Below are 11526 nucleotides of genomic sequence, written 5' to 3' on the forward strand. Positions count from 1 at the left end.
AGACAATAGAAAATGTAAATTGTCAAAAAACTTAATATTATTGAACAAACTCGACTGTCGTTACAGCGGAAACACTGTAAAAATAAGGATTTGCGGCACTTTTTTCTTTCGCGGTGCAAGGTAAAAAAGATGGGATTTGTCAAGGGGAGATCACGTTTATAAGCACAATAAACGGAAGTTTATGAGAAATTCACAAAATTTTTAGAAATGAGTATTCCCTCCACAAAAGGGGGGCGGTGCGTAACAAAAGTGTGGATAAAGTGGATAACTTTGTGCATAAGTCAAAAATGTTGTAAATACGCGATTTGGGGAAAAGGATGGTTATCCACCGAAAATGCGTTCTATACTGTGGATAAAGTGGATAACTCTGAAACGCATCGTGGATTTTGTACATTTTGCAGAAAATGATGCCGGAGAAAAAAAAACTCTTGACGAAATGGCGGTGGTTGCGTTACCCGCGCGCGTCCGCATCGGTACCGGAAAAGACCGCATATATGTAAACTTTTTATGAATCCATTGATTACCGCGGCTTCGAGTGCTAAAATTACTAAGATTGTGTAACTGTCACTATATTGGAAACGTGTGCGTTTCTGTTGATTGCGGGAATACCGTTTGAATGGAGAAGTTCAGACGTTGATCGGTTCCGACAGGCAGGAGTGTCTGTCTGCGGAACCGGCAGGAGAAGTCGGAATGGGATCCATGAAACGATACTTGGCGGCTCCGATACGAGCCCGGATAAATCTGGCCCGTGCCAGAGCCTGGAGGATAAAAATATGAATCTGGTAGAAAAACTGTTTGGAACACACAGCGAGCGTGAGCTGAAGCTGATCCAGCCGGTCATCCGGCAGATCCTTGATCTGCAGCCGACCATGCAGGCGATGTCCGACGACGAACTGAAAGCGCAGACTCCAAAGTTTAAAGAGAGACTGGCGCAGGGCGAGACATTGGATGATATTCTTCCGGAAGCATTTGCCACGGTCAGAGAAGCCGCAAAGCGTTCGGTCGGAATGGAGCATTTCCCGGTACAGCTGATCGGTGGTATGGTTCTTCATCAGGGCCGTATCGCGGAGATGAGAACCGGTGAAGGAAAGACGCTGGTATCCACCTGTCCGGCGTACCTGAACGCGCTGGAAGGAAAAGGCGTCTTCATCGTAACGGTCAACGATTACCTGGCGAAGCGTGATGCGGAGTGGATGGGACAGATCCATCAGTGGCTGGGCCTGACCGTCGGCGTCGTTCTGAATGAGATGAAGCCGGAGGAGAGACGGGCGGCTTATAACTGTGACATCACCTACGTGACGAACAACGAGCTCGGATTTGATTATCTGAGAGACAATATGGCGATCTACAAGGAGCAGCTTGTTCTGAGAGATCTCCATTACTGCATCATCGATGAGGTCGATTCGGTTCTGATCGATGAGGCGAGAACCCCGCTTATCATTTCCGGACAGAGCGGAAAGTCCACCAAGCTCTATGAGGTATGCGACGCATTTGCCCGCACCCTTCAGAGAGGTGAGGAATCTGCGGAGTTCTCCAAGATGGCGGCCATCATGGGTGAGGAGATCACCGAGACCGGTGACTTCATCATCAATGAAAAAGACAAGGTTGCAAACCTGACCGAACAGGGTGTGCACAAGGTGGAGCAGTATTTCCATATCAATAACCTTGCCGATCCGGAAAACCTTGAGATCGAGCACAACATGATTCTGGCGCTGCGCGCAAACTACCTCATGGAGCGCGACAAGGACTACGTGGTAAAAGACGATGAGATCCTGATTGTCGACGAATTCACCGGACGTATCATGCCGGGACGCCGTTACAGCGACGGTCTCCATCAGGCGATCGAGGCGAAAGAGCACGTTAAGGTCCGCCGTGAGTCCAAGACGCTGGCAACCATCACCTTCCAGAACTTCTTCAACAAGTTCGACAAGAAGGGCGGTATGACCGGTACGGCGCAGACCGAGGAAAAAGAGTTCCGCAACATTTACGGCATGGACGTTATCCAGATCCCGACCAACCGTCCGGTACAGCGTATTGACCACGAGGATGCGGTATACAAGTCCAAGAAAGAGAAATTTGAGGCGGTTGTCGACGATGTTGTCCGCACCCACGAGACCGGTCAGCCGGTGCTGGTCGGCACCATCACCATCGAGACATCCGAGCTTCTCTCCAGAATGCTGAAGAAGAGAGGCATTGCCCATAAAGTTCTGAATGCGAAGTATCATGAGCTGGAGGCGCAGATCGTTGCCGATGCCGGAATCCACGGCGCGGTTACCATTGCGACCAACATGGCCGGCCGAGGAACTGACATCAAGCTGGACGACGAGTCGCTGAAACTCGGCGGTCTGAAGATCATCGGTACCGAGAGACATGAATCCAGACGTATCGATAACCAGCTCCGCGGACGTGCGGGACGTCAGGGCGACCCGGGTGAGTCCATTTTCTACCTCTCCCTGGAAGATGACCTGATGAGACTGTTCGGCTCCGAGAAGCTGATGAGTATGTTCACCGCCATGGGTGTGCCGGAAGGCGAGCAGATCCAGCACAAGATGCTGTCCAAGGCCATCGAGAACGCGCAGAAGAAGATCGAGACCAACAACTACGGAATCCGTGAGAACCTCCTCAAGTACGATGAGGTTATGAATGAGCAGCGTGAAGCGATCTATGCGGAGCGCCGCAAGGTTCTGAACGGCGACAACATGCGCGACGTTGTCATGAGCATGATCAACGGCGTGGTGGAAAATGCGGTCGACATGTCCATTTCCGACGAGCAGGGCCCGGAGGACTGGAATCTCACCGAGCTGTCCACCCTGCTGTTGCCGATCATTCCGCTTCCGCCGATCCGTCTCACAGAGGATCAGCAGAATATGACCCGCGAAGAGCTCAAGCACATGCTCAAAGAGCAGGCAACCCGCCTTTACGAGGAGAAGGAGACCGAGTTCAATCCGGTCGACCGTCTGCGCGAGGTGGAGAGAGTTGTTCTGCTGAAGGTCATCGACGCAAAGTGGATGGACCACATCGACGACATGGATCAGCTGCGGGAAGGTATCGGCCTTCAGGCATACGGACAGAGAGACCCGCTTGTTGAATACAAGATGGCCGGCTATGATATGTTTGACAACATGATGGCAGCGGTTCGCGAGGACACTGTCCGTGTTCTGATGCACATCCGTGTAGAACAGAAAGTAGAGAGAGAACAGGCTGCGAAGATCACTGGAACCAACCGTGACGGTGAGACGATGCACACACCGGTCAAGAGAAAAGCGAGAAAGATCTATCCGAACGACCTGTGCCCGTGCGGCAGCGGCAAGAAGTTTAAACAGTGCCACGGAAAAGCGATTTTTGAGAGCATCGCAAGAGGCGAGAAACCGTCGCCGGAGGCACTGCAGAACGCAGCGATGGCTGCGTCTCAGGAGAAAGGAGGCAGCGCGAATGCTTGATCCCGTTGTACTGGATGGATTTAAGTCTACCCTCGGATCATACGACAGCACGCTTGCAGAGGTAAAAGATTCCCTGAATCTGGATGTTAAGAAGAAGAGAATCGCGGAGCTTGACAAAATGATGGAGGAGCCGGGGTTCTGGGATGATCCGGAGAAATCTGCGAAATATGTTCGCGAGAACAAGAGCCTGAAAGACTCCGTTGATACATATGCAAAGCTGGAACAGCAGCATGAGGACATCGAGCTGATGATCGACATGGGCGCGGAGGAAGATGATCCGTCCCTTCTGGATGAGATCCGTGAGATGCTCGATGACTATACATCGACCATCGAATCTGTTCGACTGTCCACGCTGCTCACCGGCGAGTACGATCATGAGAATGCGATCGTGAAGCTGAATGCCGGTGCCGGCGGTACAGAGGCGATGGACTGGTGTTCCATGCTGTTCCGTATGTACCAGAGATGGGCGGAAAAACGAGGTTTCTCCGTCGACATTCTGGATTCTCTGGACGGCGATGAGGCGGGTCTTAAGTCTGTCACCATGCAGATCAACGGTGAAAACGCCTACGGCTTCATGAAGTCCGAGAAAGGCGTGCACCGTCTCGTCCGCATTTCCCCGTTCAACGCGAATGCGAAGAGACAGACCTCTTTCGTTTCCTGCGATGTCATGCCGGACATCGAGGAGGATATCGACATCGAGGTTCGCCCGGAGGATATCCGTATCGACACCTATCGTTCATCCGGTGCCGGCGGTCAGCATATCAACAAGACATCGTCCGCGATCCGAATCACACATTTCCCGACCGGTATCGTTGTCACCTGTCAGAATGAGCGTTCCCAGTTCCAGAACAAGGACAAGGCGATGCAGATGCTGAAAGCAAAACTCCTGATGCTGAAGCAGCAGGAAAATGAAGACAAGCTTTCCGACATCCGCGGCGAGGTAACGGACATCAACTTCGGAAGCCAGATCCGCTCGTATGTTATGCAGCCGTACCAGATGGTAAAGGATCTCCGCACCAATGCCGAGACTGGAAATATTTCGGCCGTGTTGGACGGTGATCTGGATCTGTTCATCAGTGAATATCTGAAGTGGATCAATCGATAATGAGACAAAATGCGTGAAAACATGGTTCTTCTTGAATTATGGCGGAACGCATATCAGCAGTATTTTATAAGTGACAAGTCCCGGGCGATGGCGCGCGGGATTTTGTCGTATTTGAAAAGGAGGTTTTCCCATGATTCAGGCGGCGGTAATGGGCTTTGGCACGATCGGATCCGGTGTGGCGGAAGTACTTGACATCAACAGAGAGGGCATTCTTCAGGCGACCGGGCAGGAAATCGGCGTGAAATATATTCTGGATCTTCGGGAATTTCCGGACAGTCCCTACGGCGACCGGATCGTTCATGACATTGAAGTGATTCTCAAAGATCCGGAGGTTCAGATCGTTGTCGAGACCATGGGCGGCGTTCATCCGGCGTTTGAATTTACGAAGCGCTGCCTGGAGGCCGGAAAACATGTCGTTTCCTCCAACAAGGCGGTCGTAGACGCGAAGGGAACCGAGCTTCTCGCGATTGCCCGCGAACATCATGTGAACTATCTCTTTGAGGCGGCGGTCGGCGGCGGAATTCCGCTGATCCGTCCGCTCACCACCTCGCTGAAGGGTGAGACGATTCAGGAGATCAGCGGCATTCTGAACGGAACGACCAACTACATTCTGACGAAAATGAGCCGCGAGGGGCAGGACTTTGCCCGGGCACTTCGGACCGCTCAGGAGCTCGGCTATGCCGAAAAGAATCCGGAAGCGGATGTGGAAGGCCATGACACCGGCCGAAAGATCGCCATTCTGACGGCTCTTGCAACCGGAAAGGAAGTAAAATTCGAGGATCTCCACGTGGAGGGAATCACGCATATCACGGCGGAGGATTTTCTCTATGCGAAGAAGCTCGGCTTCTCCGTAAAACTTGTGGGAATTAGCCATATCGAAAAAGGAAGAGCCTGCGTTTTTGTCTGCCCGGTGATGTTGGATTCCGGGAACCCGCTGTTCGGGGTAAATGACGTCTACAACGGAGTTATGGTAGACGGAAAGACCGTCGGAAAGATCATGTTCTACGGTTCCGGCGCCGGAAAACTTCCGACGGCCAATGCGGTCGTCAGCGATCTCGTGGATATCGCAGGACATTTGACGGAAAATGTTCCGTTTGGCTGGAAGGAAGGAAAATTCCCGCTGAAGAGTTTCGAGACGGAAAAATTCCGCTATTTTATCCGTGTTTCGGGCGATCCGACCGAAGATATCGACGGTGTGAGAGCTGCGTTCGGATCGGTGAAAGTGATCGAAGTTCCGGAGCTCTCCGGCGAATTTGCGGTTCTGACCGGCGAGATGGAAGAAGAGCGGTTTCAGAGAGTGTCCCCGGCGGTACGCGGCCTGATCTCATCGATCCGCGTACGCTGAGAAGCAGGCAGAGGAATAATATATGAAGATTATCGAGACAAACAGCCCGGAAGAGACCTATGAACTTGGAAAAAAACTGGGAGAAGAGGCACATGCCGGCGATGTGTGGACACTGGACGGGGATCTCGGCGTCGGAAAAACCGTTTTCACGCAGGGATTTGCGGCAGGAATCGGCATCACCGAGCCGGTCAACAGCCCGACCTTCACCATTGTCCAGGAATACCATGACGGAAGAATCCCGCTCTACCATTTTGATGTGTATCGTATCGAGGACCCGGATGAGATGGAGGAGATCGGCTATGACGATTATTTCTTCGGCGATGGAGTCTGCCTGATCGAATGGGCGGATCAGGTCCGGGAGATTCTTCCGGAGCATCTTCACCGCGTGACGATCGAGAAAGATCTGGAAAAAGGGTTCGACTACCGGAAAATTACGATAAGTGAGGAAGAATAAAGCAGTATGAAAGTTCTTGGGATTGAGTGCTCTTCGCTGACCGCGTCGGTTGCTGTAAGTATCGACGGAGAAATGGCGGCGGAGTACACACTGAATCAGAAAAAAACACATTCGCAGACGATTTTGCCGATGATTGACCAGATGCTGGGACTTCTGGAAATGGAGGCCGGCGAGTTAGACGGTATCGCGGTCGCGGCAGGACCGGGTTCATTTACCGGACTCCGGATCGGCGCGGCAACGGCGAAAGGCATCGGTCTGGTGATCCGAAAACCGCTTATCCACGTTCCGACGATGGATGCGATGGCATACGGACTCTTCGGCGCGGAGGGCATACTCTGCCCGATGCTGGATGCCCGAAGAGGAAATGTATACACCGGAATCTATGAGTATCGCGACAGTTTCCGCGTGCTGAAAAAACAGTGCCTGATCAGCGTAAAAGACCTGATCGCGGAGCTGAATGAATCGGCGGAAGGAAAGAGAGTCGTTTTCTTTGGAGACGGCGCGGATGCAAACCGCGGGCTGATCGAGGAAACGGTAAAGGTTCCGTATATCTTTGCGGCGGCACCGTCCAACCGTCAGAGGGCCGCATCCGTGGCTGCATTGGGTGAAAAACTCCTTCTGGAAGGAAAAACCGTATCCGCTGCGGATTTTGCGCCGGATTATCTCCGCAAATCCCAGGCAGAGCGTGAGCGTGACGTTGCGGAAAAACTCGGCGTTATGGATCAGCTTGCAGCCGGTATTGTTGTCCGCAATCCAGATGGAACCGACGCTTGATTTTCCGGGAAAGGACAGTCAGGATGAATGAGAATCGCGACGGAATGTCGTATGAAATCCGCAGGATGAGGGCAGAGGATCTGCCCTCTGTTTCGGCTTTGGAGAAAACCTGTTTCACGGAGCCCTGGAGCGATGCGACGCTTCGGAGTATTCTGGAGAGCAGTCTCGATACCCTCTGGGTATTGCAGGCACGGGATACGGATCTTACGGCGGCCGGACGAACCCGTGACTTCACGGGGGAAGACCCGGCACCGCAGATCATCGGCTATCTCAATTACCGCGAGATCGCGGGAGAAGGAGAGCTGGACCGTGTCGGTGTCCTTCCGGAATACCGCGGTCAGGGACTCGGAGAAAAGCTTCTCGTCACCATGCTCGAATACGCGAAAGATCGCGGTGTGAAGGATATCACGCTCGAAGTGCGTGCGGGAAATGAGCCGGCGAAAGGTCTGTACGGGAAATACGGTTTTCAGACCGAGGGCGTCCGGAAAAATTATTACACGCATCCGGCGGAGGATGCGCTCATCATGTGGAAACACGAATAGAATTGGAGAAATAGATATGTTAGATCTTTGTCTGCTCGGAACGGGCGGAATGATGCCGCTTCCGTATCGCTGGCTGACATCCCTTGTCTGCCGGTGCAACGGCAGCAGCCTTCTGATCGATTGCGGCGAGGGAACCCAGATTGCAATGCGCAAGCGGGGATGGACACCGAAATCGGTGGATGTCATTCTGTTCACGCATTATCACGCGGATCACATCAGCGGTCTTCCGGGCTTTTTGCTCTCGATGGCAAACAGTGACCGGACCGAACCGCTGACCATGATCGGACCCCGCGGGCTGGAGCGAGTGGTCAGCGCACTTCGCGTGATCACGCCGGAATTGCCGTTTAAGATCAAATACATCGAATTAAATGAACAACGGGAACATTTTTCCATCGGTCCTTATGAGATCGATGCGTTTCGCGTTAATCATAACGTGATCTGCTACGGGTATTCCATCCGGATCCTGAGAAAGGGAAGATTCGATGCCGAACGCGCGAAGGCGCTGGATATCCCGCTGAAATTCTGGAATCCGCTGCAGAAGGGACAGACGATGACCGACGGGGATAAGACCTACACACCGGATATGGTCATGGGGCCGGACCGCAAGGGAATTCACGTTACCTACTGTACGGACACCCGTCCGGTCCCGGTGATCGCCGAATACGCCGAGGGAGCGGATCTCTTTATCTGCGAGGGAATGTACGGCGAAAAAGAAAAGGCGCAGAGCGCCCGGGAAAAGAAACATATGACTATGCAGGAGGCGGCGAATCTGGCGAAAATGGCGCAGCCGGCGGAAATGTGGCTGACGCATTACAGTCCGTCTCTCATTCATCCGGAAGAATATGCGGATGAAATCAAGGAGATTTTCCCGAATGCAAAGACTGCGCGCGACGGATGGATAAAGACCATCGACTTTGAAGAAGAGGATACGGAAGATCATGAGAAAACACAGTGTTGATGAGGATGTATACATTCTTGCGATCGAGAGCTCCTGCGACGAGACCGCAGCGGCTGTCGTAAAGAACGGAAGAGAAGTTCTTTCGAATATTATCTCCTCGCAGATCGCCCTGCACACGCAGTTCGGAGGCGTTGTGCCGGAGATTGCTTCGAGAAAACATATTGAAAAGGTAAATCAGGTTGTGGAAGAGGCGCTGGAAGAGGCTCACATGACGCTGGATCAGATCACGGCGGTTGCCGTGACATACGGTCCGGGTCTGGTTGGCGCGCTTCTGGTCGGCGTCGCAGCAGCGAAAGCCATTGCCTGGGCGGCGAAAAAGCCGCTTGTGCCGGTGCATCACATTGAAGGCCATGTGTCGGCCAATTTTATCGAAAACAAAGAGCTGGAGCCGCCGTTTGTGTGCGAGATCATTTCCGGCGGCCATACCCATCTTGTGATTGTCAAAGATTACGGCGAGTTCGAGATCATCGGCCGGACCAGAGATGACGCGGCGGGAGAAGCGTTCGATAAAGTGGCCCGCGCGGTCGGACTCGGTTATCCGGGCGGTCCGAAAGTCGACAAGGCGGCCAAAGATGGGAATCCGCACGCATACGAGTTTCCGCGGGCGAAAGTCGGTGAAAACCCGTATGATTTCAGTTTCAGCGGACTCAAGAGCGCGGTGCTGAATGATATCAACCGCGCAAAGATGACCGGAGAGGAAATCTGCGTGCCGGATCTTGCGGCTTCCTTCCAGAATGCGGTGGTTGAGGCCCTTGTCAGCCGTGCCATCGCCGCATGCAAAGAATATCATTACGATCAGCTCGCCATCGCCGGCGGAGTTGCCAGCAACTCTGCGCTTCGGGCGGGGATGGAAGAGGCCTGCCGGAAGAATCATATCCGGTTCTACCGCCCGTCTCCGATTCTCTGCACCGACAATGCTGCCATGATCGGCGCGGCAGGTTACTATGAATATATCAACGGTGTCCGTGCAGGCTGGGATCTGAACGCGATTCCGAACCTGAAACTCGGCGAACGCTGAGAATTACGAGGCCAAAGTCAAAAAGAAAGGGCGGACTGTTCCATACATGAGGGCAGCCTGCTCTTTTCCGTGACAGCACACGGTACCGGTGAGGCAGATTGAATGGCGTCAGCGACAGAGCGGTAAAAAAACGGCGATGGAGCCCGGGTGAAGTAGATTGAATGATGTCAGCGACGGAACGATATAAAAAACGGCGATGGGGACCCGGAGAAAGTGGATAGAACGACGTCAGCGACAGACTGGCATAAGAAAACGGCGATTTGACTCGGGTAAGAAAGAGGCAACGATCATTACGGAGGCGTAAGCATGAAGACAGGAGCAATTGTTCTGGCGGCCGGAAACGGGAGCCGGATGCATTCCGCGGTAAAGAAACAGTTTATGACGGTCGGTGGCAAACCGCTGATCTGGTATTCGCTGCAGCATTTTACCGCAGCCGGAGTGGATGACATCATTCTTGTGACCGGAGAAAGTGACATCGAATACTGCCATAAAATGGTGTCAGACTATGGATTTGACCGCGTCCGCCGGGTGACGTCCGGCGGAAAAGAGAGGTATGACTCGGTCTACCGCGGACTTTGCGCACTGAAAGAACTGGGATACGGAGAAAATGACGTCGCCGCGATCCACGACGGTGCCCGTCCGTTTGCAGATGCGGAGATCATCCGGAGAACCATATCGGATGTGCAGGCTTACGGGACATCCATTGCAGCCATGCCGTCGAAAGATACCATAAAAATTGCGCGGAAAATGAACGACGGGGCATATGAGGCGGTCAGTACGCCGGACCGAAGTGCCTGCTGGATGATTCAGACGCCCCAGACCTTTTTCTTTTCGCAGATCAAAAACGCGTATGACGGCATATATGCCGATCCGGCTCTCCAGGCAGGCGTGACGGATGATGCGATGGTCATGGAACGGGTATTGGGTGTAAAATGCCATCTGACAGAAGGCGCGTACCGGAATATAAAAGTAACCACACCGGAGGATCTGATGATCGCTGAGGCATTTCTGCGCGCCGTAGAATAAGAAGGCGGAGTAATGTGTCATCAGGCAGAATCCTGCGGGATGAACAAGATATAGGGATGAGGAACACTCATACACAAATTGTTGTGGTTGTGAAAACAATTGCAAAATATTCTGCAAAAAAATCAAAATAGTCGTTGACACGAGGAAACGACAGTGATAATATAAGGGACGTCGCTGAAAACCACAGGCCAAACGGCCCGGGGGCTGCAGGACGGAAGTGAAAAGAGTGTGAGCTCTGACGCCTGAGGAACTTGAAAAAGTCCTTGACAAAAGGTTCACTGCCTTGTATAATGGCAAAGCACGTTTGGAGAGATATCGAAGCGGTCATAACGAGGCGGTCTTGAAAACCGTTTGTCCGAAAGGGCGCGTGGGTTCGAATCCCACTCTCTCCGCTTTATATAATCGAATATTCCAATCGATTCAAGCACTGCAGAAGTACCCAAGTGGTTGAAGGGGCTCCCCTGGAAAGGGAGTAGGTCGCTAGTAACGGCGCGAGGGTTCAAATCCCTCCTTCTGCGTGATCTCTTCGGAGATCGGAACATTGAAAACTGAACAGTATATAAAACCCTGAAAATTCCAAGAACAAAGGCCGATAAGGTAGAGGCCTTAAGTTCGAGAGATTTTCAAGAACAAAACCTTAAACAGTAATAACGGTTAAGAATAAGCCAAGCTTAAGTCTAAACCGGATCAAACTTTTAACGAGAGAGTTCGATCCTGGCTCAGGATGAACGCTGGCGGCGTGCCTAACACATGCAAGTCGAACGGAAATTACAGAAGGAAGTTTTCGGATGGAATTTTGTAATTTTAGTGGCGGACGGGTGAGTAACACGTGGGTAACCTGCCCTGTACCGGGGGATAACAGTT

General features: G+C 52.6%; 9 protein-coding genes, 2 tRNA genes and 1 rRNA gene. All 12 read left to right on the forward strand.

The features are described from left to right. Positions 1 to 773: 773 nt before the first annotated feature. The gene (gene secA, locus BR86_RS0107310) at positions 774 to 3440 is read left to right on the forward strand and encodes a preprotein translocase subunit SecA (protein WP_081844179.1); all 2667 of its coding nucleotides are present in this window, start codon (positions 774 to 776) and stop codon (positions 3438 to 3440) included. Then, positions 3433 to 4545 carry a peptide chain release factor 2 gene (gene prfB, locus BR86_RS0107315; RefSeq protein ID WP_075034452.1) on the forward strand — a complete coding sequence of 371 codons (1113 nt, stop codon included), beginning with the start codon at positions 3433 to 3435 and terminating at the stop codon, positions 4543 to 4545. Before secA ends, prfB begins: the two co-directional genes overlap by 8 nt. Before the next feature lie 130 nt (positions 4546 to 4675). Next, complete coding sequence (locus tag BR86_RS0107320; protein ID WP_031472601.1) at positions 4676 to 5890, forward strand: homoserine dehydrogenase; 1215 nt, start codon at positions 4676 to 4678, stop codon at positions 5888 to 5890. Between the two features lie 22 nt (positions 5891 to 5912). Continuing rightward, positions 5913 to 6344 carry a tRNA (adenosine(37)-N6)-threonylcarbamoyltransferase complex ATPase subunit type 1 TsaE gene (tsaE, locus tag BR86_RS0107325; protein ID WP_031472603.1) on the forward strand — a complete coding sequence of 144 codons (432 nt, stop codon included), beginning with the start codon at positions 5913 to 5915 and terminating at the stop codon, positions 6342 to 6344. Between the two features lie 6 nt (positions 6345 to 6350). Further along, the gene (tsaB, locus tag BR86_RS0107330; RefSeq protein WP_031472605.1) at positions 6351 to 7118 is read left to right on the forward strand and encodes a tRNA (adenosine(37)-N6)-threonylcarbamoyltransferase complex dimerization subunit type 1 TsaB; all 768 of its coding nucleotides are present in this window, start codon (positions 6351 to 6353) and stop codon (positions 7116 to 7118) included. 23 nt (positions 7119 to 7141) lie between these two features. Next, positions 7142 to 7660, forward strand: a complete 519-nt coding sequence (gene rimI, locus BR86_RS0107335) for a ribosomal protein S18-alanine N-acetyltransferase (protein WP_051684660.1) — start codon at positions 7142 to 7144, stop codon at positions 7658 to 7660. Between the two features lie 16 nt (positions 7661 to 7676). After that, positions 7677 to 8618 (forward strand): ribonuclease Z, encoded by a 942-nt coding sequence (locus tag BR86_RS0107340; protein WP_031472609.1) that lies wholly within the window; start codon positions 7677 to 7679, stop codon positions 8616 to 8618. Continuing rightward, on the forward strand, positions 8599 to 9636 hold the full coding sequence (gene tsaD, locus BR86_RS0107345; protein WP_031472611.1) for a tRNA (adenosine(37)-N6)-threonylcarbamoyltransferase complex transferase subunit TsaD: 1038 nt from the start codon (positions 8599 to 8601) through the stop codon (positions 9634 to 9636). Before BR86_RS0107340 ends, tsaD begins: the two co-directional genes overlap by 20 nt. A 306-nt stretch (positions 9637 to 9942) precedes the next feature. Beyond that, entirely contained in the window at positions 9943 to 10662 is a 720-nt protein-coding gene (ispD, locus tag BR86_RS0107350) for a 2-C-methyl-D-erythritol 4-phosphate cytidylyltransferase (protein WP_031472613.1), read from the forward strand. Positions 10663 to 10968: 306 nt separating this feature from the next. Then, positions 10969 to 11054 (forward strand) — tRNA-Ser (locus BR86_RS0107355). A gap of 37 nt (positions 11055 to 11091) precedes the next feature. Further along, positions 11092 to 11180, forward strand: a tRNA-Ser gene (locus BR86_RS0107360). Between the two features lie 178 nt (positions 11181 to 11358). Then, positions 11359 to 11526, forward strand: a 16S ribosomal RNA gene (locus BR86_RS0107365); the annotation flags it as partial.

Source organism: [Clostridium] aminophilum DSM 10710 (assembly GCF_000711825.1).
Classification (GTDB): Bacteria; Bacillota; Clostridia; order Lachnospirales; family Lachnospiraceae; genus Clostridium_R; species Clostridium_R aminophilum.